The sequence below is a fragment of the Caldovatus sediminis genome, from assembly GCF_014644455.1.
Lineage (GTDB): Bacteria > Pseudomonadota > Alphaproteobacteria > Acetobacterales > Acetobacteraceae > Caldovatus > Caldovatus sediminis.
Window position 1 is genome coordinate 516,670 of sequence record NZ_BMKS01000002.1, and the last position, 20,780, is coordinate 537,449.

General features: G+C 74.8%; 19 protein-coding genes and 2 pseudogenes. 7 read left to right on the forward strand and 14 right to left on the reverse strand.

The window, feature by feature from the left end; all coding sequences use genetic code 11:
* Nucleotides 1-60: 60 nt before the first annotated feature.
* The 4 genes from IEX99_RS05215 to IEX99_RS05230 form a co-directional block, all read right to left on the reverse strand.
* The gene (locus tag IEX99_RS05215) at nucleotides 61-2,367 is read right to left on the reverse strand and encodes an LPS-assembly protein LptD (protein ID WP_229677818.1); all 2,307 of its coding nucleotides are present in this window, start codon (nucleotides 2,365-2,367) and stop codon (nucleotides 61-63) included.
* 64 nt (nucleotides 2,368-2,431) lie between these two features.
* Nucleotides 2,432-3,583, reverse strand: coding sequence for an LPS export ABC transporter permease LptG (lptG, locus tag IEX99_RS05220; protein WP_188898926.1), 1,152 nt, complete (start codon nucleotides 3,581-3,583; stop codon nucleotides 2,432-2,434).
* Nucleotides 3,580-4,758, reverse strand: a complete 1,179-nt coding sequence (lptF, locus tag IEX99_RS05225; protein ID WP_188898927.1) for an LPS export ABC transporter permease LptF — start codon at nucleotides 4,756-4,758, stop codon at nucleotides 3,580-3,582. Before lptF ends, lptG begins: the two co-directional genes overlap by 4 nt.
* Before the next feature lie 109 nt (nucleotides 4,759-4,867).
* Nucleotides 4,868-6,301, reverse strand: a complete 1,434-nt coding sequence (locus IEX99_RS05230; RefSeq protein ID WP_188898928.1) for an FAD-binding oxidoreductase — start codon at nucleotides 6,299-6,301, stop codon at nucleotides 4,868-4,870.
* A 145-nt stretch (nucleotides 6,302-6,446) separates the two neighbouring features.
* Between IEX99_RS05230 and IEX99_RS05235 the strand changes: the two genes are divergently transcribed.
* Nucleotides 6,447-7,550, forward strand: coding sequence for a 4-oxalomesaconate tautomerase (locus IEX99_RS05235; RefSeq protein WP_188898929.1), 1,104 nt, complete (start codon nucleotides 6,447-6,449; stop codon nucleotides 7,548-7,550).
* Nucleotides 7,551-7,675: 125 nt separating this feature from the next.
* On the opposite strand, the gene IEX99_RS05240 is transcribed toward IEX99_RS05235, so the two are convergent.
* Nucleotides 7,676-8,629 carry a ketopantoate reductase family protein gene (locus IEX99_RS05240; RefSeq protein ID WP_188898930.1) on the reverse strand — a complete coding sequence of 318 codons (954 nt, stop codon included), beginning with the start codon at nucleotides 8,627-8,629 and terminating at the stop codon, nucleotides 7,676-7,678.
* A gap of 234 nt (nucleotides 8,630-8,863) precedes the next feature.
* Between IEX99_RS05240 and IEX99_RS05245 the strand changes: the two genes are divergently transcribed.
* Entirely contained in the window at nucleotides 8,864-9,937 is a 1,074-nt protein-coding gene (locus IEX99_RS05245; RefSeq protein ID WP_188898931.1) for an alpha/beta hydrolase family protein, read from the forward strand.
* A gap of 76 nt (nucleotides 9,938-10,013) precedes the next feature.
* On the opposite strand, the gene IEX99_RS05250 is transcribed toward IEX99_RS05245, so the two are convergent.
* Entirely contained in the window at nucleotides 10,014-10,379 is a 366-nt protein-coding gene (locus tag IEX99_RS05250; protein ID WP_188898932.1) for a hypothetical protein, read from the reverse strand.
* A 428-nt stretch (nucleotides 10,380-10,807) separates the two neighbouring features.
* Here IEX99_RS05250 and IEX99_RS05255 point away from each other — a divergent pair, with 428 nt between their 5' ends.
* Both IEX99_RS05255 and IEX99_RS05260 read left to right on the forward strand, forming a co-directional pair.
* Nucleotides 10,808-11,542: a J domain-containing protein gene (locus IEX99_RS05255; RefSeq protein WP_188898933.1), complete on the forward strand. Its 735-nt coding sequence runs from the start codon at nucleotides 10,808-10,810 to the stop codon at nucleotides 11,540-11,542.
* Between the two features lie 88 nt (nucleotides 11,543-11,630).
* Nucleotides 11,631-11,804: a hypothetical protein gene (locus IEX99_RS05260; RefSeq protein ID WP_188898934.1), complete on the forward strand. Its 174-nt coding sequence runs from the start codon at nucleotides 11,631-11,633 to the stop codon at nucleotides 11,802-11,804.
* A gap of 202 nt (nucleotides 11,805-12,006) precedes the next feature.
* Here IEX99_RS05260 and IEX99_RS05265 read toward each other — a convergent pair whose 3' ends face one another.
* Nucleotides 12,007-12,381 carry a hypothetical protein gene (locus IEX99_RS05265; protein WP_188898935.1) on the reverse strand — a complete coding sequence of 125 codons (375 nt, stop codon included), beginning with the start codon at nucleotides 12,379-12,381 and terminating at the stop codon, nucleotides 12,007-12,009.
* 362 nt (nucleotides 12,382-12,743) lie between these two features.
* Between IEX99_RS05265 and IEX99_RS05270 the strand changes: the two genes are divergently transcribed.
* Both IEX99_RS05270 and IEX99_RS05275 read left to right on the forward strand, forming a co-directional pair.
* Nucleotides 12,744-13,178 carry a hypothetical protein gene (locus tag IEX99_RS05270; protein WP_188898936.1) on the forward strand — a complete coding sequence of 145 codons (435 nt, stop codon included), beginning with the start codon at nucleotides 12,744-12,746 and terminating at the stop codon, nucleotides 13,176-13,178.
* A 296-nt stretch (nucleotides 13,179-13,474) separates the two neighbouring features.
* Nucleotides 13,475-14,428, forward strand: coding sequence for an MYG1 family protein (locus IEX99_RS05275; protein ID WP_188898937.1), 954 nt, complete (start codon nucleotides 13,475-13,477; stop codon nucleotides 14,426-14,428).
* A 148-nt stretch (nucleotides 14,429-14,576) separates the two neighbouring features.
* Here IEX99_RS05275 and IEX99_RS05280 read toward each other — a convergent pair whose 3' ends face one another.
* The 3 genes from IEX99_RS05280 to IEX99_RS05290 all read right to left on the reverse strand — a co-directional run bounded on the left by IEX99_RS05280 (nucleotide 14,577) and on the right by IEX99_RS05290 (nucleotide 16,480).
* A complete protein-coding gene (locus IEX99_RS05280; protein WP_188898938.1) occupies nucleotides 14,577-15,167 on the reverse strand; it encodes a hypothetical protein in 591 nt (196 codons plus the stop codon).
* 186 nt (nucleotides 15,168-15,353) lie between these two features.
* The gene (locus tag IEX99_RS05285) at nucleotides 15,354-15,887 is read right to left on the reverse strand and encodes a chromate transporter (protein ID WP_188898939.1); all 534 of its coding nucleotides are present in this window, start codon (nucleotides 15,885-15,887) and stop codon (nucleotides 15,354-15,356) included.
* The gene (locus tag IEX99_RS05290; RefSeq protein ID WP_188898940.1) at nucleotides 15,884-16,480 is read right to left on the reverse strand and encodes a chromate transporter; all 597 of its coding nucleotides are present in this window, start codon (nucleotides 16,478-16,480) and stop codon (nucleotides 15,884-15,886) included. Before IEX99_RS05290 ends, IEX99_RS05285 begins: the two co-directional genes overlap by 4 nt.
* Before the next feature lie 194 nt (nucleotides 16,481-16,674).
* Between IEX99_RS05290 and IEX99_RS05295 the strand changes: the two genes are divergently transcribed.
* Entirely contained in the window at nucleotides 16,675-16,920 is a 246-nt protein-coding gene (locus tag IEX99_RS05295; RefSeq protein ID WP_188898941.1) for a tRNA-specific adenosine deaminase, read from the forward strand.
* On the opposite strand, the gene IEX99_RS05300 is transcribed toward IEX99_RS05295, so the two are convergent.
* The 4 genes and pseudogenes from IEX99_RS05300 to IEX99_RS05320 all read right to left on the reverse strand — a co-directional run.
* Nucleotides 16,896-17,741, reverse strand: a complete 846-nt coding sequence (locus IEX99_RS05300) for an SDR family NAD(P)-dependent oxidoreductase (RefSeq protein ID WP_188898942.1) — start codon at nucleotides 17,739-17,741, stop codon at nucleotides 16,896-16,898. The two genes, IEX99_RS05295 and IEX99_RS05300, sit on opposite strands and share 25 nt — an antisense overlap.
* A gap of 35 nt (nucleotides 17,742-17,776) precedes the next feature.
* On the reverse strand, nucleotides 17,777-19,186 hold the full coding sequence (locus IEX99_RS22645) for a phytanoyl-CoA dioxygenase family protein (protein WP_188898943.1): 1,410 nt from the start codon (nucleotides 19,184-19,186) through the stop codon (nucleotides 17,777-17,779).
* A pseudogene (locus tag IEX99_RS22365) lies at nucleotides 19,183-20,678 on the reverse strand (TRAP transporter permease). The gene IEX99_RS22645 and the pseudogene IEX99_RS22365 overlap by 4 nt, the downstream one beginning before the upstream one ends.
* A pseudogene (locus IEX99_RS05320) lies at nucleotides 20,675-20,780 on the reverse strand (IS5-like element ISRso1 family transposase); the annotation flags it as partial. The pseudogenes IEX99_RS22365 and IEX99_RS05320, both read right to left, overlap by 4 nt.

Consider the following 20,780-nt stretch of genomic DNA (forward strand, 5'->3'; position numbering starts at 1 on the left):
TCTCCCAGGAGCGGTGCGGGACGATGAGGACGCCTCGCGCACGATCAAGGGGCCGGCCGGTCAGATCGCGCGGAAGCCGAAATCCGCCACCGTCTTCAGCCCGATGCGCAGCAGCAGCAGCGTGTTGGAGGGATAGAGGCGCTGGGTCGCCGGGTCCTCGGCGTAGTTGCGCACGAACCGGCCCTCGACCAGGAGGCACTCGTCCTCGTAGGCGACGGAGGCGGCGTAGAGCACCGGGCGGTTGATGTCGATGTCGTAGCGGCCGAACACGCCGACGCGCCAGTACTCGCCGATGCGGGCGTTCACGCCGAGGGCGATCTCCTCGCGCGTGCGCTGCGGCTGCAGGCCGGGCGAGGGGACGGTGTAGAGGTAGCCGGCCGAGAAGGAGGTCGGGCCGATGTTCAGCACGCCGGTGATGTCGGTCATGTTGCGCTGGCCGGTGTCCTTGTCGAGCCGCGCGCGGCCGATCAGCTCGAACCACGGCACCGGCGAGAGGCGCACCCTGCCGACCCAGTCGGAGGAGCGGTCCTCGAGCCCGCTGCCGGGATCGAAATTGGCGTCCTGCACCAGGCGGAAGGATCGCCCGACCAAGCCCTCCACTAGGCCGCCGTTCGGGAAGTACCAGGCGCCGCGCAGCGCGGCGTCCACCCGCGTGCCGCCCTCCTGCCGGTCGCGGCCGGTGAAGCGGTTGAGGTCGAACAGGTTGGCGTCGGAGAACTCGAAGTCGAGGCTGTCCTCGTTCGGCAGCAGCCGGTAGGAGCCGCCGACATTGGGGCCGGTCACGAGCTGCACGCGCGGCTCGACGAGCTGGCTGCCCCATTCGCCGGCGGGCCGCACCAGCGGCAGGCGCCAGTCGAGCGCGAGGCGCAGGTTCGCCCGCGCCTCGCTGCCGCCGCCGCCGCCGATGGCGAAGTTCGGCGCACGGTCGAGGTCGTCCCACCACCAGGCGAGGGTGTCGAGCTGGCTGCGGAAGGTCCAGACGGAGCCGAGGGAGTCGATGTAGGGCAGCTCGTAGCGGGCGCGCGCGGCGAGGCGGCGGGTGCTGGTGCCGCTCTCGCGGCGGATGGCGAAGTTCCAGGTGTCGAGGGTGAGGTAGCCGCCGAGCGGGTCGCGGCCCGACCACCAGTCGGCGTAGAGGTTCGGCAGGACATAGGGGATCACGCCGCTGTCGTCGGTCGGCCGCAGGCTCTGGTAGCCGCGCAGGTCGAAGCGGGCGTACCCTCCGGCGCCCCAGAATCCCTCGGTGTAGGCCGAGGAGGGCAGGTAGCGCCGCACCCCGTAGCGGAAGGCGCGCAGGTAGTTCTCGCCCGAGGCGCGGTTGAAGTCGAAGCCGGCGCGCCAGTTCTCGTCGAGCGCGAACAGGCCGCGCGAGAAGAGGTGCCAGCCGAAGCCGCTCTCGTCGAGCGCGGTGCCCTCGCGCAGGTAACCAATCGAGCCGCGCGCCTCGATCTCGCCGAAGTTGAAGCGGCGGCGGTACTCGGCGCCGAGGTTGGGGACCTGCCGGGTCGAGAGGATCGGCGTCAGCGTCAGGTCCTGGCTCTCGTCGATCGCCCAGTAGTAGGGCAGCTCGGCGAAGGCGCCGAGGAAGCGCGTCAGCCCGACATAGGGCGTGAGGAAGCCGGACTGGCGCGGCGCTGTGCCGTCGGGATGCGCGAAATAGGGCGTGTAGAGCACCGGCACGCCGGCGAGCATCAGGCTCGCGTCGCGGTAGCGCACCTGGCGCGCCTGCTGGTCGAGCGTGGCGACGCGGGCGCGGAGCTGCCAGATCGGCGGGGCGAGCGGATCGGTCGCGCAGGGCTCGCAGGCCGAGTAGACGACGCGGGCGAGGTCGAAGAGGGTGCCGCTGGTGCGCCGCGCCCCAGTGGCCGCGACCCGGGCATTGCCGGCGAGCAGGCCGCGCAGCCCCTCGAGCACGCCGTCGCGGAACTCGTTCGAGAGCTCGACGCGGTCGGCGAAGAGCACCTGGCCGTCCGGCTCGAGCAGCTGCACGTTGCCGCTCGCGGTCGCGACGCCGGTGTTACGGTCGTAGGTGAACTCGTCGGCGCGGAGGATGCGCTCGCCCTGCCAGGCCTCGACCCGGCCGCGGGCGGTGACGACGCCGCGCTCGTGGTCGTACTCGACCTCGTCGGCGGTGAAGGTGACGGGAGCGCTACGGTCTATCCCGCGCCCGGCGCGGCCGAGCGCGTCGAGGCCGTCGGCGGGCGGCGCGGCCGGGGCGGCGGGCGCGGCCGAGGGGAGCACGGGGGCGGGCAGCGCCTCGGCCGCGAAGCCCTGCGGGCCGAGCGACTGCGCCGCGGCGGACCCCAGCGGCCGCGGGCCGGGGGGGGCTGCCAGCACCAGCAGCGCGGCGGCGGCCGTCGCGGCCACGTGTGCTCCTCTCATGCGTTCTCCTGGCCCCCGATGGTCGCGGCCGCCGCGGCCGTCCCCCCTTCTAGCCGTCTTCGAGGTGCAACAGCAGCCCGAGCGCGAGCAGCAGGCCGGCGGCGGCCGGCGCCCAGGCGGCGAACACCACGGGGAGCGTGCCGGCCTCGCCGAGCTCCCCGGTGATGCGGTCGAGCACGAAGAGGGCGAAGCCCGCGGCGACGCCCCCGGCGACCATGCGGGCCACGCCGCCGCGCCGCGCCGGGCGCATCGAGAAGCCGGCCGCGACCAGGGCCATCACCGCGCAGAGCAGCGGCAGGGCGAGCAGGCCGTGGAAATGCAGCCGGTGGCGCACGGCGGAGAAGCCGGCCCCCTCGAGCACCGCGATGAAGGCGGGCAGGCTCCAGAAGCTCAGCGTGTCGGGGGAGGCGAAGCTGTCCTCGATCCGCGACGGCGTCAGCTCGGTGGGCAGATCGAGCGGCCGGGGCGGGGCGGGGGCGCGGTCGGCGCCGAACGCCACCGCCTCGTCCAGCACCCAGCGCCCGGGTTCCAGCCGCGCCGACGGCGCCTCGATCCGCGCGAGCGGCCGGTCGTCGGCGGAGAGGCGCCAGACCGAAACCTCGGCGAGTCGGAAGGCGGGCTCGGAGCCGGCCTCGGCCCGCGCCGCCGGAGCCTGCCCGGATGCGGCGAGGAGGGGCCGGCCGGAGAGGATCGCGACGCCGCGCGGATCCAGCTCGCGGTCCGCCTGCCGCAGCCAGAGCCGCCCGCCGGTCAGCAGGGTGAGCCCGCCGGCGCTGCGCAGATAGGCGTGGTCGAGCCGCTCGGCGCGGGCGAACAGCACCGAGGAGAGCGGCGAGAGCCCGACCGTTCCGATCGCGCCGAGGAGCAGCGCGACCGCGACCGGCCCGGCGAGGAAGCCCCAGGCCGAGACGCCGGCGGCGCGCGCCACGATCAGCTCCGAGCTGCGCGTCAGGCGCCAGAACGCGGCGATGCCCCCGAGCAGCACCGCGAAGGGCAGGATCTGGAGCATCACGAAGGGCAGCCGGAGCCCCGCGATCTCGGCCACCATGGCGAAGCTGACCTCCGGGCGCGCGGCGGCGCGGCGCTGCAGCTCGATCAGGTCGAACAGCGCCACGAGCAGGGTCAGCGCCGCGAGCAGGGCGAGGACCATCGCCGCGAATCGCCGCGCCACGTAGGCCGAGAGGGTGAGGGGAAAGGTCATGGCGAGGCGTGCGCCGCCGCCGGTCGCTGCCCGTCCGGCCCGGGACCGTTGGCGCGGCGCGGCGCGCGGCGCGGCAGGCCCGGCGCGCCGGCCAGCCACCAGGCGGCGATCAGCCCCGGGACGAGGGCATGCGCCCAGAGCAGCGGGATCGCCGCCGGGTCGCGCGCGGCGAGGTTGTTCACCATCAGCCCGATCGCGAGCAAGGCGACCATCGTGCCGATGCCGACCGCCAGCCGGGCGCCCCCTCCATGGCGGCGGAACTGGCCGGTCAGCGCCGAGGCCATCGCGATCAGGGCGAAGGAGAGGGCGGTGAGGGGGCTGGTGAGCCGCTGGTGGGCCTCGGCGCGGAAGCGCTGGATGAGGCGCGGCGGCAGGCCCTCGGCGGGGTCGGGGTGGAGCAGCTCGCCCAGGCGGCGCTCCCGCGAGTCGCGGGTGCGCGTCTCCTCCGAGCGGGTGGCGCGGGCGAGGTCGATGCTGTTCTGGCTGAAGCTCAGCACGGCGAGGCGCGGAGGGGCGCCGGGTGCGGCCGGCGGCTCGACCTGCTGGCGCACGCCGTCCACCAGCGAGACGCGCGGGCCATGCGGCGTGGTCACGATCCGGCCCTCGCGCGCGAGGATGGTGACCGGCGCGCCGCGCTCCCGCGAATCGTGCACCAGGATGCCGCGCAGGGAGCCGTCGGGGCCGCGCTCGCGCACATAGACGGTGAGGTCGTCGCCGATCGGGCTGAACACCCCCTCCTGCAGCAGCACCGCGGCGACCTGGTTGCGGATCTCGAACTGCCACTGGCGGAACGCGGTCTGGCTGACCGGCACCAGGTGCAGGTTGAGCCACAGCACGAGGCCGGCCGAGAGCAGCGCGAGGACCAGCGCCGGCCGCGCCAGGCGCCACTGCGAGAGGCCGGCGGCGCGCAGCACCACCAGCTCCCGGTCCACGCCGAGGCGGACATAGACGAAGAGCACCACGACGAAGGTGGTGATCGGCAGGATGACGGCGATGAAGTTGGGCAGCAGCAGCCCGGTGAGCCCGACGAAGACGCCGAGCGAGAGGCCGCGCTCCAGCACCAGCTCGACGAAGCGGAGCGACTGGACCAGCCAGACCAGCGCCGCCAGGCCGCAGGTGACGGCGAGGAGGGCGAGCCCGAGCTGGCGGAAGATGTAGCGGTCTATGCGGGTCATGGGGCGCCGGACGGGCGCGCAGCCTACCAGCCGGGGGCGGGCGGCCGCAAAGGGTGGGCGGACTCGATGCGCGGGCGAACGCGGGGGGCGGGCGGGGCGGCCGCCCCGCTCAGGGCAGCACCTTGCCCGGGTTCATCACGCCGCGCGGATCCACCGCCGCCTTGATCCGGCGCATCAGGTCGAGCTCCGCCCCGCCGCGCCAGGCCTCCATCATGTCGGTCTTGAGCCGGCCGATGCCGTGCTCGGCGGAGAAGCTGCCGTCGAGGTCGCGCACCACGGCGTTCACCGCGTCCATGATCGCGTCGCTGCGGGCGAGGAACGCCGCCGGGTCCATGCCCTCGGGCTGCACCAGGTTCATGTGGATGTTGCCGTCGCCCATGTGGCCGAAGGGGACCGGGCGGCTGCCGGGGACCAGCGCGGCGAGGGCGGCGGAGCAGCGGCGGATCAGCTCCGGCACCCGGCTGACCGGGACGGAGACGTCGTTCTTGACCGAGGCGCCCTCGCGCTTCTGCGCCTCCGGATGCTCCTCGCGGATGCGCCAGAGGGCGGCGCGCTGCGCCTCGCTCCCGCCGATCGCGGCGTCCAGCACCTCGCCGGCCTCGAGCGCCGCCTCCAGCACGTCCTCCATCAGGCGGCGCAGGCCGGCGTCGGGCCGCGAGGAGGCGAGGTCCACAAGCGCGTAGTGGGCGGCGCGGGTCGCGAGGGGGTGGGCGACGCCCTCGATGTGCCTGACGGCGAGGTCCACGCCGGTGCCGGACATGTACTCGAAGGCGCGCACGGCCGATTCGTCGCGGTCGCGGAAGCGGCGGAACAGGGCCAGCGCGGCGTCCTCGTCGCGCACGGCGCAGAACGCCACCTCGGTCTCGCGCGGACGCGGGAAGAGGCGGAGCACCGCGGCGGTGATGATGCCGAGCGTGCCCTCGGCGCCGACCAGCAGGTGGCGCAGCGCGTAGCCGGTGTTGTCCTTGCGCAGCCGGCGCAGGCCGTTCCACACCTGCCCGTCCGGCAGCACCGCCTCCAGCCCCAGCATCAGCTCGCGGGCATTGCCGTAGCGCACGGTGGTGTTGCCGCCGGCGTTGGTCGAGAGCACGCCGCCGATGGTCGCCGTGCCCTCGGCGCCGAGCGAGAGCGGGAACAGGCAGCCGGCGGCGGCGGCGGCGTCCTGCGCGGCCTTGAGGACGACGCCGGCCTCGGCGGTCATGGTCATGTCCACGGGGTCGAGGTCGCGGATGCGGTTCATCCGCGCGAGGGAGACCACGACCTGGCGGCCCGATTCGTCGGGGGTGGCGCCGCCGACCATCGAGGTGTTGCCGCCCTGCGGCACCATCGCGACGCCGGCCTCGGCGCAGAGGCGGACGCAGGCGGCGAGCTCGGCGGTGCTCGCGGGCCGCAGCACGCAGGGGGCGGCGCCGCGGTAGAGGCCGCGCCAGTCGGCGAGGTGGGGGGCGAGGTCGGCCGGGTCGGTCAGCAGGCCGCGCGGGCCGAGAAGGGCGCGGAGCGCGTCGAGCAGGCCCGCGGCGGGCACGGCAGGGGCGTCGGGCATGGCGGCGCGACACTCGGGCGGCGGCCGGGCGGGGTCAATGGCGGAGGCGTGGCGCCGGCCGCGGCCGCGCGGGGCGGCCATCCCGCGAGCCGGCTTGTCCCCGGCCGCCGGCGCTGCAACCTTCGCCGGCCGGAGGACCTCGCCCATGCAGACCCGCATCCCCTGCGTCCTGATGCGCGGCGGCACCAGCCGCGGCCCGTACTTCCTCGCCTCCGACCTGCCCGAGGACACCGCGACGCGCGATGCCGTGCTGCTCGCGGCGATGGGCTCGCCGCACCAGCTCCAGGTGGACGGCATCGGCGGCGCCAACACGCTGACGAGCAAGGTGGCGATCGTCTCCCGCTCGGCCGAGCCGGGGGTGGACGTGGACTACCTCTTCGCCCAGGTGGCGGTGGACAGGGCGGTGGTGGACACGCGGCCCAACTGCGGGAACATGCTCGCCGGCGTCGGCCCCTTCGCCATCGAGGCCGGCCTCGTGCCGGTGCAGGGGCGCGAGACGCTGGTGCGCATCCGCAACCGCAACACCGGCGCGCTGGTCGAGGCGGTGGTGCAGACGCCGGACGGCGCCGTGACCTACGAGGGCGACGCGGCGATCCCCGGCGTCAACGGCACCGCGGCGCCGATCCAGCTCCGCTTCCGCGAGGTCGCCGGGGCCAAGACCGGCAGGCTGTTCCCGACCGGCCGGCGCACGGAGACGATCGAGGGCGTCGCCGTCACGCTCGTGGACTGCGCCATGCCGGTGATGCTGCTGCGCGCGGCCGATGTCGGCGCCGACGCCGACGCCGCGCCGGCAGCGATAGACGGCGACAAGGCGCTGCTGGCGCGGCTCGAGGCGCTCAGGCTGGAGGCCGGGCGGCGCATGGGGTTCGGCGACGTGACGGATTCGGTGGTGCCGAAGGTCGCGCTGCTCGGCCCGGCCGCGGCGGGGAGCGGCGCGGCGCTCGCCGCGCGCTACCTGACGCCGCACGCGGTGCACAAGTCCCTCGCGGTGACCGGCGGCATCGCCATCGCCACGGCGGCGCGCGTGCCGGGCACGGTGGCGGAGGGGATCGCCGCGCGGGACGAGCCGGGGATGGTGCGGATCGCGCATCCCTCCGGCGTGCTCGACGTGGCGCTGGAGCTGAACGGCGAGGAGGACGTCGCCTGGGCCGGCGTGCTGCGCACGGCGCGGCGGATCTTCGAGGGGAACCTGCTGATCCCGGCGCGGATCTGGGCCGGGAAGCAGGCCTTGCGCGCGGCGGCGGAGTAGAGCCGATCGCGGACGGCCGGAGACAGCCGGGAGCGTGAATCGGCCCGGCAGACTATGAGCGAGAGCCGTTGCCGCGGGCACAGCCGAGCGAAAACGGCTCTAGCGCGCCGCCGCCGCGCGGGGGGCTACGCCCGCGCCGGCAGCCGCCCGGCGTCGCGCCGGTTCTCGTAGGCCTTGGCGTGGATGTAGGCGGTCTCGTGCAGCGCGTCGTCCACGCCGGCGCGGCGCGCCGCCTCGAGCATGAAGCCGAGGATGTGGTCGCCCTCGATCCGGCCGCCCGATTCCAGGTCGTGCAGCATCGAGGCCTGGTTCATCGCCCTGGGGTTCTGGAACATCGGGCGGATCTGCTTCTCCAGCACCTCCGGGCGCACCGGGAAGCCCTCGGCGGCGGCGATGGCGGCGTTGCGGTCGAGCAGGCGGTTCATCCAGGCGATGCCGCCCGGGGCGCGCGCGATCTCGCCGACATTGGCGCGCATCAGCACCGAGGCGGCGGCGACGGTGTGCAGCAGCACGAGCTTGTCCCACATGAGCTGGCGGATGTTCGCGCTCGCCTCGCCCTCCGCCGCGGGCGCCTTCGCGAAGGCGGCGGCGAGGGCGCGGACGCGCTCCGACATCGTGCCGTCCAGCTCGCCGAAGGCGACGGAGGCGTGGCCGCCATGGTGCCGCACGACGCCCTCCGGCGTCAGCGCGGCGAAGATGCGGGCGAGGCCGCCGAGCACGCGCGCCTCGCCGAAGGCGGCCTGCAGCGTCTCGATGTGGGTCATGCCGTTGAGCAGCGGCACGATGCCGGTGCGCGGCCCGACCGCGGGGCGCAGCGCGGCGATCGCGTCCTCCAGGTCGTAGGCCTTGCAGCTCAGCAGCACGATGTCCCAGCCGGTGCCGGCCTCGTCCGGGAGCACCGCGCGCACCCTGGCGCGGAAGGCGCCCTGCGGGCTCTCGATGGCGAGCCCGTCGCGCTCCAGCTTCGCCTTGCGGCCGGGGCGGACGAGGAAGGCGACCTCCTCGGCGCCGCCGCCCTCGATCAGCCGTCCGCCGAAATAGCCGCCGACCGCGCCGGCGCCGAGGACCAGGATGCGCATGATGTTCTCCGAATGACTGCGAGGGCCGGTGCGCGCGCGCGTGGCCTTGGCCGGGATGCTAGTCCGCCGCGCCGGAGGTGACCAACCCCGCCCGCCGGCGGAGGGGCCGGGCGCCGCGACCGGGGCCGGCGGGCCGCCCGTTCCCGGCCGTCGCGCGCGCCGCGCAACGCCCCGATTGCGGCGCGGCGCGGCCTGGCGCAGGCTGCCTTCCCGGACCGTCGGGAGGAGACGCCCATGCAACGCCGTCCGCTGCTCGGCGCGGCCGCCGCCGCCGCGGTCGCGAACGCCGCCACGACCGGGCAGGCCGCGGCGCAGGCGGCGCAGACGCCCTCCGCCGCCGCGCCGCGCGAGCCGGTCACGCTCGCCGCCTGGGGCAGCTTCCATGTCGGCGGGCGGCTGGTGCCGCTCTCCGGGCGGCCGGTGCGGGAGGTCGTGCTCACCCCCGGCGGCGCGCCGGCGCGGATCGACCCGAACGGCGACTACATGGTGGGCGCCATGTACGCGCAGTACATGATCCCCGCGCCCCTGCGCGGCGCCGCGCCGCTGCTGATGTGGCACGGCGGGGGCCTCACCGGCGTGAGCTGGGAGACGACGCCCGACGGCCGCGAGGGCTGGCAGCACTTCTTCCTCCGCCGCGGCTGGGCCACCTACGTCTCCGACGCGATGGAGCGCGGCCGCGCCGGCTGGGCGATGTTCCCCGACCTGATCCCCGGCGAGCCGAGCTTCCTGCCGGTGGCGAATCCGTGGGAGCGCTTCCGCATCGGCGACGGCCCGGGCTCCTGGGCGCGCGGCACCACCATGCCGGGCGTGCTCTTCCCGACCGACCGCGAGAGCTACCTGAACTTCACCAAGCAGGTCGTGCCGCGCTTCCTGACGACGGACGCGATGATCCTGGAGGCCTATCTCGCGCTGCTCGACCGCGTCGGGCCGAGCGTGGTGATGGTGCACAGCCAGGCCGGGCAGTTCGGCTGGCGCGCCGCGCAGGAGAGGCCGCACCTGGTGCGCGCGCTGGTGGCGGTGGAGCCGGCGGCGACCGGGCTGGCCGAGAAGGCCGCGGCGCTCAAGGACATCCCGCAGCTCGTCGTCTATGGCGACTACATCGAGCGCGATGCGCGCTGGCCCACCCTGCGCCGCAACGGCATGGCCTTCGTCGAGCGGGTGCGCGCGGCGGGCGGCACGGTGGAGGTGCTGGACCTGCCGGAGCGCGGCATCCGCGGCAACAGCCACATGATCATGATGGACCGGAACAGCGATCAGGTCGCGGGACTGGTCCAGGACTGGCTGGCGGCGAAGGGGCTGTGGCGCTGACGGGGGCGCCTTGCGGCGCCCGACGCGGTGGAGGGCGTGCGCCGCGCGGCGCGGCCGGCCGCGCCGGAGCGCGGCCTCACCGCTGCTGCAGCCCGAGCGACGCGAGCGCGGTGCAGATCTCCGCCGGCGACAGGCCGCGGCGCTCCGCCTCGCGCCGGATTCGCGCATGCTCCATGCAGCGGCGGAAGGCCAGGATCTGCTCCTGCGCCTGAAGGGCCTGCTGCTGCGCGGTGGCCTGCCTGGCATCCGGTTCCGTCGCCGGCTGCGCGTACGCCGCCGCCATGAGGGCGCCGCCGGCGAGAGCCGCGAGGGCGAGCGCCGCCGCGGGGGCGATCGGGGAACGCGCCGCCGGCCGCGGCCGGCGGCCCTCGTCGCGGCTCTCGGGCATGCGGCCGGGCAGATCGGGGGCGGCGCTGCCGGTTCTCGGGGTTGCCAGGGTCATGGAGGGAGGCCTCCGGTGGTCGCGCGTTCGGCGGCGGTGCGAGGAAAGAGATCATCCATTGGCGCCGCGGGGGCGGCTGCCGACGGGATGTTAGTCCAAATATGGTCAACAACTTCCGTTAAATATCAATCGAAGGTTGTCACACCCTCGTGTGCGATATGTCGCGCCTGCAGGAGAAATCCGAGCGGAATGCGACGAGGCGGCAAGTCCTGCGCGCGTCGCCGTGGCGGTGGCGGCGCTGCCCTCATCCGGCGCGAATCCGCGGCCTGATGGCCGGCGACCCGGTGGTGCGCTCTCGTTCGTGAGACGAATTAACGGCCCGGGCCGGTTTTTTCGATCGCAAATCGCAATGTTTTGTAAGCGCCGCACCGCCGGAGACCGGCATAACCGCCGATGGATGGATTCGGAACGACCCTGGGGAGGTTTGGATGCGGATCGAGGGCGCGGGCGATGCGCGCGCGGCGGCGGCGGCCGTCTTCGCCCGGTTCGGCGCGGACCCGTCCGGCCTCGCCGGGAATCGGCTGAAGGCGACGTGGATCGGCCTGGCGCGGCGCTACCACCCCCTTGGCGGCGCCGAGCCCGACGAGGCCGCGATGGCCGAGATCAACGCCGCCTACGACGCGCTGCGGCGGGCCGAGACTCCGGACAGGCCGGCGCGCCGCGGCGCGCCGCCGGCCGCCGACGCGGACCCGAAGCGCGACGGCGTGGCCGTCTGGGCCTGGGCCGGCCATGCGCCGGACAGGCCGCTCCCGAGCGACCACATCGCGCGCGAGGACGACAGCGACGCGAATTTCGTGCGGCGCCGCCTGTGGCGTCTGTCCGGGGGCTCCGAGGAGGAATGGACGATCTGGCCGTTCGACGGCCAGCGCTTCATGACGCCGCTGACGGTGTACGCGTCGAGCGACCTCTTCGAGGAGATGGCGCGCGCCGCGCTCCGCTTCGCGCGCCGGGGGTTCCGCGCGCCGCGCGCCGTCTTCGTGCAGCGGCGCGGCGACCGCTGGAGTCGCCTGCTGCTGGTCTACGCCGACGGCGTGTTCCACGACGCGCTCGCGCTCGAGCACCGGGGCGGCGCGAATCCGGGCCACGACGCCTTCTTCCTCGAGCGCCTGCCCGGCGTCCTCGATGCGCTCCGCACCGGCGCGGCGGCCGCCCGTGCGGCCTGAGGACATCGCGCCGAGCCGCCGTGCCGTCCCTGACGCCGGTCTGGGCGGGGCGCGTCGCCATCCGGCCGACGCCGGGCGAGGACCACGCATGCTCCGCCGCCTGAGTGCCCTCTCGATCCTGACCGCGGCTTGCCTTCTGCTGATGGCCATGGCCGGGGCAGAGCGGGCGGAGGCGTTCATCGCCGGTTCGGGTGACGCGCTGGCGGTGAGCGTGTGCTCGGCGCTGTTCTGGTACGCCGTCGCCCTCCGCCGCGGCGCGTGAAAGGGCGCGGCAGCGCCGGCCGAAGGGCAGGAGGATCAGGTCGGGCGGTTCGACGGGCGGGCGCGGCCGATCGCGAGTTCCGGGCGCCGCTCGCGCGTCGCGGCACGCGGCCCTGAGGCGCGACAGCCCGTCGCCTGACCGCCGGCCCGGCTGCAGCGACGCGGGGCGCGGCACGCGACCCGGCGCCGCCTCCGCGGGGGCGTCAGCGCCCTATCGCGGCGAGCGCCGCGCGCAGGTGCCCGAGCCGGGCAGGGTCCCGCGCGCCGACAGCCAATGCGGCGCGCGATCCGTCCGCCGTCACCGCGAGCGCGGCGGCGCAGTCCTGCGCACCGCCCGAGGCGGCGAAGCGGCGGGCGAACCGGGCGAGGACCGGGGCGACGGCCTCGCCCTCGCGGGTCCGCTCGGCCGAGACAAGCAGGAGGTGCCAGCCCTCCGCCCTCGGCAGGGCGGCGAGGGCGCCGCGCTTCAGGAAGGCGGTTACGTCCGCCCCGTCGGGCACGCGGCGGGCCGCCCGTGCGTCGTAGGTGCTCCGGCCCCGGTGGACGCGGATGCGGACCGTCCGCGCCGCGTCGGCCACGCTGCCCGGTCTCTCCATGGGAGGCAGTCTAGCGCGGCGGCGCCGCGCGGCACGGCGCAATCACTCGGCGGCGCTCGCCCACCGGCCAGGGCGCGCGGGGCTGCGTGGAGAGGGACGGCGGGGTGCGCGGTGCGTCTTCGGTCCGGACGGCCGGGGCTGCCGGGCGCGAGGAGAGCCCGGAGGAGGAAGCGCGCCGCACCGGGCGTGGCTGTGCCACCAACCGCCGGGCCGCCTCGGCCCGGCGGAACGACACCTGCGGAATGCACAATCTTTGATAGAATATTCCTCCTACGATTTCGCGTTTCTTTGTGCCGCGTTCCGCGGTAACCTATTTCACAATTTCGTGAGTTCGGGAGGCCGCGATGACCGACAGCCCGATGCGCGTCGAAACCGGCGTCTTCGGCGATGCCCCGTTCGCCGACCGCGCCGTCTCGGAGGTCTACTTCGCACGCGTCGTGATCCCGCGATCGGAGTTCGCCCGCCTCGGCCTCGCCGAGCACGAGGGGTGGGGGGCGATCCCGGCGTGCTTCCGCTGGTGCCACGCCGCCTTCGGTCCCGGCGGCGCGCGTTGGGCCCTGCGCCTGCCCCCGGGCGGCGACGCCGCCATCCTCTTCGCGGAGGCGGCCGACGCATGGGCCTTCTTCGCGCGCTGGTCCAATCCGACCGACGGCGAAACGGGGCGGTCCCGCGTCGCCGGCAGGCCGGCCGTCGCGGCCCCGCCCGCCGCCCGGGCTGCTGCGGCGCGAGCGGCGGGCTCGGTGCGGCGGTCGCCCCGGTCGCGCACGAGGGCGGTCTAGCCTCCTGTCGGATTCCCGAGCGGCCCGAGCTCGGCGATTCTGCGCGGCATGACGCGGTTCATCCCGTGCCGCCGCGACCAGGCCTCTCCGCTCCCGCCGGATACGAAGGACCGGCTGCCGGCGGACGACGTGGCGCATTTCGTGGTGCCCGCGGTGGAGCGGCCTTCGCCCGGCAGGCCGTCGCGGCCCGGGCCACGGCGGGCAAGGCATCCCTCTCGCCGTGGCGACGGCAGCCGACGCCGCGCGCGGCGCCGCGCCTGGCGCGGACGGGCGATGCGCCTGTCCCTTGGGGCGCCATGACCGGACCGCGGCCACCGCTGCTGGCGACGCACAGCGGCACCTTCCACCTCGACGATGCCTTCGCCTATGCCGCGCTGCGGCTCGCGCTCGGCCTCCGCGCCGCGGGCGAGGACCACGTCCTGGTCCGCACGCGCGACGAGGCGGCGATCGCCCGTGCCGACCTGGTGTGGGACGTGGGCGCCGCCTACGACCCGGCCGCGGGGCGCTTCGACCACCACCAGCGCGGCGCGCCGCTGCGCGAGGACGGCCTGCCCTGGAGCGCGGCCGGCCTGGTCTGGCGCCACCACGGCGAGGCGGCGGTCCGCGCCGTGCTCGCGCCCTCGGGCGCTGGCGGCCTCGCGGCGGCAGTCGCGGCGGCGATCGACCGCGAGGTGGTGCGGCGCGTCGACGAGATCGACAACGGCGTCGGTGCGCCGGGGAGTGCGCTCGAGCTGTCCGCGCTGGTGGAGGATCTGAATCCAGCCTGGGATTCGCCGGCCGCCGGCAATGCGGCGGCCGAGGATGCCGCCTTCCTGCGCGCGGCCGATCTCGCCGAGGCGTTCCTCCGCCGCAGGATCGAGGCGGTGCGGGCGCGGCTTGCGGCCGCGGCCGAGATCCTGGCCGCGCACGCGCGCGCGGCCGATCCGCGCGTGCTGGAGCTCGGCCGCAAGATGCCCTGGCAGGCCGCCGTGCATGCGCACCGCCTACCGACGCTCTACGCCGTCTATCCCGTGCCGGACGGCAACTGGATGGTGGACACGGCGCCGGCCGAGCCCGGCGGGTTCGAGCCGCGCCTGCCGCTGCCCGAGGCCTGGGCCGGCCTGCGCAACCGGGCGTTGGCCGACGCCTGCGGCGTGGCGGACGCGGTGTTCGTCCATCCGCGGCGCTTCGTCGGCGCGGCGCGCTCGCGCGAGGGGGCGCTGGAAATGGCGCGGCACTCCATCGGAACCGGCGGGTCGAGCGCATCGTGACCGGCCATGTCGGCTCGGCCCCGGGGAGCGCGGATCGCCCGGTGGGCCGCGCTCGCGGCATGCGGCCCGGCCGCGGCCACCCACGCGACGGGGTGCACGGGGGGCAGCCGGGCCGCCGGCGTTCGCCGTGCCGGGGACCCTCCTGCGATCAGTCGGTGCGGAGCCTGCCGCGCCGTGCCTTGCCGGCGACCGTCCAGCGCGGCACCTTCGGCTGGCCGACGCGTCGCCGGCCGATGACGCGTGCTCCCGGACCGGCACCGGCCGCCTGCGTCGCGGATACCTCGGCGAGCATCGCCTCGGCTTCCGAGGGCTCGGCCTCGTCGCCGGGGCGGTCGGCGCGGGGGACTTCCTTCTGGGGCGCATCGGGCCTGAGGCGCGGGACCCGCCGTCGCTTAGCCCCTGCCGGGGGCGCGGCGGCGGGCGGCGGTTCGGGAGCCTCGGGCGCCGAGGAGGGGGCGGCGACCGACGGCGCCGCATCGGGGGCGGCGGTGGGTGGCGGCAGCTCCGCCGGAGCCCGGGTCGCGGCGGAATGCGGCAGCCCGCTCCGGTGCCGGGCGAGCAGCGCGGCGAGCGTCGCGTGGGTCTCGTTGAAGCCCTGCCGGACCACGAGGCAGGGCCTACCGTCCACGTGGAAGATCCGGCGCTGCATCGTCAGGCGCCAGACATGGTCGTCGGTCGCGGGCACGATGGTGCAGCCGCACGCCTCGGCGGCGGCGCGTTGGTCGCGTGTCAATTCCACGACGGAAGTTCCGAAGCAGTGGGTGGTTGGAACGAAGGGCGCCCGGCGGCGTCTCGATGCGAGGGGTAGCACGGGCGCCGGGCGCCCGATACCGCTCGCCCGGCCGGGAGTAAACCGTACGCCGGGCCGGCGGGTCGCGTGGCGCGGCGGCCGATCGGGAGCGTGATCCCGTCGGGGCGGGTGCCGCTACAGCAGCGCCATCCCGGCGGCGGCGCCGGCCGCCAGCGTCCACAGCGGATTCCGGCGCGTCAGCCAGACGAAGAGCGTGGTGCCGAGGGTCAGGACCAGGGTCGTGGCGCCGTGGTGCGCGGCCTGCGCCAGCACGACGCCGCTCGCCAGGTTGAGCCCGAGCGCGATCGGGATCAGCCCCGCCTGCGTCACCCGCACCCAGGCGAGACTGGCGAAGCGCGCCCGCAGCCGCCCGAGGCCGAGCGCGAGCAGCGCCGGCGGCCCGACCATGGCGAGCGTCGCCACGAGGAGGCCGGCGAGGCCCGCGACCTGCCAGCCGATCAGGCTCACCACCATCATGTTCGGCCCCGGCGCGGCCTGGGCGAGGGCGAAGAGGTCCATGAAGGCGTCGGCGGCGACCCAGCCGCGCAGATCCACGACCTGGCGCTGGATCTCGGGCAGCACCGCGATCGCGCCGCCGATCGCCACCAGCGAGAGCGGCGCGAAGGCGAGCGCGAGCTGGGCGAGGAGCAGGACGGTGCCGCCCGTCACGGCGCGGCGCCTCCCCGCTGCGGCGCCAGCCAGGCGGCGAGGATGCCGAGCGGCGCGAGCGCCAGCACCACGCCGAGCATCGGCAGGCGCAGCAGGCCGATGCCGACGAAGGCGCAGACGCCGACGGCGGAGAGGGCGAGGCCGGGGCGCAGTCGCGTGCCCATCTTCAGCGCCGTGCCGATCGTCATGCCCGCCGCGGCGGCGGCGAGGCCCTTGAGCGCCGCGGCGACCAGGGGCTCCGACCCGTACTGGGCGTAGAGCCCCGCGATGCCCACCAGCGGCACCAGCGGCCCGCCGAGGATGCCGAGCAGGGCGAGCGCCGCGCCGGCCGTGCCGTGGAAGCGGTCGCCGATCATCACCGCGCAATTCAGTGCGTTGGGGCCCGGCAGGATCTGCGCGAGGCCGAGATACTCCGCGTATTCCTGCTCGGAGAGCCAGCCGCGCTCCTCGACGATGACGCGGCGCATCCAGGCGTTGGCGCCGCCGAAGCCGGACAGCCCGATCTGGAGGTAGGCGAGGAAGAAGGCGAGACGGGTCGGGGAGGGGCGGGCGGGAAGGTCGGGTCGGTGTCGGTCCGGCGCTGCGTTGGTCATCGCTCTCCCCCTGCGGCTCGGGCGGGAGAGGACACGGAGGCGTGGCGGCGGGCAAGGGCGGCGGGCAGGCGCGCATCGCCGGCGCGACATCGGCCGGACAAGGTCGTCCCGTGGTGCGTCGCCGCGCGGGGGCGCCGCCCTGGCGCAGCGGCTCGGGGTAGTGTCTCCGGGACATGGCCGGCAGGAGGAAGACGATGCGGACGATGCCAGCGGAGCACGAGCGGATCATGGACCTCTGCCTGGCCGAATCGCGCGTGGCATGGGCGCTCGGGAACTCCCCGATCGCCGCGGCGGTTGGGCGCGACGGAACGGTAGTCGGTCTCGGGCGGAACGCCGTCGCCACGGCGTGCGACCCCACCGCGCACGCGGTGATGGATAGGGAGAGGTTGAAGGGCGGTCATGCCCGCCGCAGGCTCTACCGCCTGCTCCTCGCCACCTGATCGCACCCACAACCGCCACCACCCCCCGCAGACGCAAACCCGACAGGCTGCTCGTGCAGCGTATAGCCCCCGTCCACGATCAGGTTGTGGCCGGCGCGGAAGGTGGCGCTCGTCGTGAGGAGCAGGAAGGTCGGCTCCGCCACCTCCTCGGGCCTGCCCATCCGGCCCATGGGGATGTAGCGGAGGCGGTCCCGGGCCGCAGCGGGGTTCCGCCGGGCGCGCTCGATGCTCGGCGCGGTCTCGATCGGGGCGGGGCTGATCGCGTTGACGGCGATGTTGTCCCTCACGAGCTCGAGCGCCATGGGCTTGGTCAGGTGGATCAGCCCGGCCTTGGTCAGCCCGTAGAGCGCCCGCGTCGGGTAGGTCACCGAGCCGAGCTGGCTCGCGATGTTGACGATTCGCCCGCCGCCCTGCCGCCGCATCGGCCCCGCCACGGCCCGGCTCGCGAGGAAGGGGGCGCGCAGGTTGACGGCCACGGCCCGGTCGAAGTCCTCGGCCGAGAACTCGCCGAAGAGCATGAAGATCCGCAGGGCGGCGTTGTTGACCAGCGCGTCCACGCGGCCGAACCGGGCGAGCGCGCGCTCGACCATCCCGGTCGCGGCGGCGGCGTCGCCAAGGTCGGCGATCCAGCCCTCGGCGGCCTCCGGCGCCCGGCCGGCGCGGTAGGCGGCGGCGCCCTGCGCGAGCCCTGCCTCCGGCCCGTCGGCGACGAGCAGCAGCCGCCATCCTGCTGCGGCGAGCCGCCGCGCGATCGCCGCGCCGGTCCCGATCGGGGAGGAGGCGCCCGTCACGATCGCGACCGGACCTTCACCGTTTGGCATCCGCCGTACTCCCCTCGGCGTGGCAGATAGGTCCGTCAGGCCGCGGGTCGCGGGAAGTCGCGCGCATGCCAGGCCATCTGCTCCGCATATCCCTCGCGGTAACGCGCATAGGCGTCGCGGTGCGCCCGCCCCGCCTGCTCCGGCGTGAGGCGCCTGGGGTCGGGCTCCGGGGCGAAGTGGCCGTGGCGGTCCTCGCCGGCGACGAGCGTCGCACCCATGCGGAGGGTGCCGTGGTGGCGCACGGCGGCCGGAATGCAGCTGATCTCGAGGCCGATGCGGCGGTCGCCGCCGCGGTTCGGGCCGGACTGGTGGACGACCAGCGTGTGGTGCAGCGAGAACTGCCCGCGCCGGAGCGGCGCGAGCGGCGCGTCGCCCGGATCGAAGGGCACCGCGATCGTCTGGGAGCCGTGGTTGATGCTGCCCGGCGCCGCGCGCGCCGCGTGGGGAAGCTGGCCCCAGCGGCGGCTGCCGCGGACGAACTGCATGCAGCCGCTCTCGACAGAGGCGTCCGAGAAGGCCAGCCAGGCGGTGACGTGATGGCGGGGCTCCAGGCCGAAGAAGGTCGCGTCCTGGTGCCAGGCGGTCACCGCCGGCGTGCCGGGCTCCTTGATGAAGAAGGTGCTGTTGAAGACGAGGATATCCGGGCCGACCAGGTCCTCGACGGCGTCGAGGATCCTCCGGTCCTCCACGAGGTCCCGCATCCAAGGGAGCCGGACGTGCAGCTTCCGACGGTCCGCCGCGGTGGGGCCGCCTTCCGGCAGGGTCGCCTCGAAGGCGTCGAGGCGGGCGCGGAGCGCGTCGGCCTCCGCCGGCGAGAAGGCATCCAGGGCGGGGACGAAGCCGTCGCGGTCGTAGGCTGCGGCCTGCGCGGGCGTCAGCCGCTTCGGCGGGGAGGTGCGCATGGACGTCTTCCTTCGCTCCACGGTTCCGCAGCCGGCGTGGCCGGTCGCCGGCGCGGCCCTGCGGTTCGCCGCGAACTGCCGGGCGAGGACCAGCGCCATCAGCGCCAGTCCGATCCAGTCCGTGTTCGTCCCCGTGTCGTACAGCGCGACCGTGGCGACGCCGAGGAGCACGCGCGCGAGCGGGCGCAGCGGCCCGAGGATGTACCCGACCACCGTGCCAGCGAAGGCGATGGCGGACATGCCGGTGGTGAAGGTGCTCCAGGCGAGCTTCGCGGGCTCGTCCAGGTTGAGGAGGTCGCCGGTCACGAAGACGATGGGGATCAGGTACAGGAACAGCCCGATGCGGAACGCGAACAGGCCGGTCTGCCACGGCGCGCTCCGCGCCACGGCCGCCGCCGCGAAGGCGAGCGTGCACACCGGCGGGGTCAGGTTGGAGGTCTGCGTGTGCCTGATGATCAGGAGGCGGGCCGCCATGACGCCGGCGCCGAGCTCGGTGAGGGCCGAGGCGACGAGGACCGACAGCAGGATGTAGTTCGCGGTCACCGAGGAGACCCCATCCCCAGCAGGAAGGTCACCAGGGCCGTCAGCAGGATGCCGAGGATGAGAGAGCCCATCGAGAGGTCGATGACGAGGTAGGACAGCTTCGTCGCCATGCCGGTCTTGACGACGATGCCGACGATGATGCCGAGGCAGCCGGCGAGGGCCCCGATAGCGAGCGGCCGCCTGGTGCCGGTGACGATGATCCGCAGCCACTTCGCGGGGGACATGCGGGTCTGCGGCGAGACGAGACCGGCCAGCACGATCGCGGGCAGCGTCCAGAACACGGCGAGGTTGGGGCTGTATCCGCCGATCAGGAACCAGGCCAGGACGACGATCGGGGCGAGGAACGGCCAGTAGGTCCGGACGATCTTCCAGGGCGGCCGATCTCCTCCCGGGACAGGGCGCGGAGCCCGAGCTTGCGGGCGTAGAGGTCGGCGACGGCGAGCAGGCTGAGGATGAACAGCGCCGCCGGGATGACCGAGACCTTGACGATCTCGAGGTACGGGATGCCGGTGAAGTTGGCCATGACGAAGATCGCCGCGCCCATGATGGGCGGCCTGGTGATGCCGATGGTCGAGGCGCTGGCCTCGAAGGCGCCGGTGGCGTGGGGCGGAAAGCCCGAGCGCTTCATCAGCGGGATGGTGAGCGAGCCGGTGGTGACGACGTTTGCCGCCGCGCTGCCCGAGATGGTCCCGAACAGCGCGCTGGCGACGATCGAGACCTCGGCGGCGCCGCCGCGGGTGCGGCCGAGCAGCGCGAGGGGCAGGTTGAGGAACAGGTGCCGGCCGCCCGACATCTCGAGGCACGCGCCGAACACGATGAACAGGAAGACGAAGGTGGCGAAGACGCGCGCGATCGTCCCGTAGATCGCCTCGCTGCTGTACAGCCACGCGACCAGGTCCTCTGTGCCCAGCCCCTGATGGCGCGCGAGCCCGGGGAACCAGGGGCCGAGCAGCGCATAGGCGATCAGGAGCAGGCAGAGCGCGGGCAGCAGCAGGCCGAGGACGCGACGGCACGCCTCCAGCGCCAGCGCGATGGCGATGACGCCGAACACCAGGTCGCCCGTGTCGGGGATGCCCCCACCGTACGGCGAAGCGGACGGGGTAGTGGAGCGAATAGTGGTAGGTGACCGCGCCGGCCGCCAGGACGAGCAGGATGTCGAACGCGGAGGGGCGCCCCCGGGGGGTGCCGCGCCGGGCCGGGTAGAGCAGGAACACGAGCCCCATCGTGAACCCGAGGTAGAGGGCGACGAAGCCCTCCGGCGAGAAGTAGGCGAAGCCCGCGAAGTAGTAGTAGTAGTAGTAGTAGAGCCCGAAGAAGCGCAGGCAGATCGCCGTAACGAGCGCCCGGAGCGGCGGGGCGGCGAACTCCCGCTGCCCGCTCGCTTCCTCCGCCGCCGCGGCGCCAGGGCCGTTCGGCGCGGGGTCGCCCGCCCCCCCTCATCGGCCCGGCATCTGCTCGGGCGTCGGCACCTCAGAGTCCGTTTGACAATCACCGATGGGCGACGCGGCGGAGCAGAAGTGCTCGCACGGCGACATGGATCATGGCCTCGGACACGTCGAGGCGCTTCTCGTAGTCGCGGACGAGACGGCGCCAG

Coding starts and splice junctions, on each gene's coding strand:
- IEX99_RS05260 (WP_188898934.1), top strand. CDS start 11,631: ATGCTCCGCCGCCTGAGTGCCCTCTCGATCCTGACCGCGGCTTGCCTT.
- lptG (WP_188898926.1), bottom strand. CDS start 3,583: ATGACCTTTCCCCTCACCCTCTCGGCCTACGTGGCGCGGCGATTCGCG.
- IEX99_RS05270 (WP_188898936.1), top strand. CDS start 12,744: ATGACCGACAGCCCGATGCGCGTCGAAACCGGCGTCTTCGGCGATGCC.
- IEX99_RS05240 (WP_188898930.1), bottom strand. CDS start 8,629: ATGCGCATCCTGGTCCTCGGCGCCGGCGCGGTCGGCGGCTATTTCGGC.
- IEX99_RS05290 (WP_188898940.1), bottom strand. CDS start 16,480: ATGACCAACGCAGCGCCGGACCGACACCGACCCGACCTTCCCGCCCGC.
- IEX99_RS05230 (WP_188898928.1), bottom strand. CDS start 6,301: ATGCCCGACGCCCCTGCCGTGCCCGCCGCGGGCCTGCTCGACGCGCTC.
- IEX99_RS05255 (WP_188898933.1), top strand. CDS start 10,808: ATGCGGATCGAGGGCGCGGGCGATGCGCGCGCGGCGGCGGCGGCCGTC.
- IEX99_RS05245 (WP_188898931.1), top strand. CDS start 8,864: ATGCAACGCCGTCCGCTGCTCGGCGCGGCCGCCGCCGCCGCGGTCGCG.
- IEX99_RS05235 (WP_188898929.1), top strand. CDS start 6,447: ATGCAGACCCGCATCCCCTGCGTCCTGATGCGCGGCGGCACCAGCCGC.
- IEX99_RS05295 (WP_188898941.1), top strand. CDS start 16,675: ATGCGGACGATGCCAGCGGAGCACGAGCGGATCATGGACCTCTGCCTG.
- lptF (WP_188898927.1), bottom strand. CDS start 4,758: ATGACCCGCATAGACCGCTACATCTTCCGCCAGCTCGGGCTCGCCCTC.
- IEX99_RS05275 (WP_188898937.1), top strand. CDS start 13,475: ATGACCGGACCGCGGCCACCGCTGCTGGCGACGCACAGCGGCACCTTC.
- IEX99_RS05250 (WP_188898932.1), bottom strand. CDS start 10,379: ATGACCCTGGCAACCCCGAGAACCGGCAGCGCCGCCCCCGATCTGCCC.
- IEX99_RS05300 (WP_188898942.1), bottom strand. CDS start 17,741: ATGCCAAACGGTGAAGGTCCGGTCGCGATCGTGACGGGCGCCTCCTCC.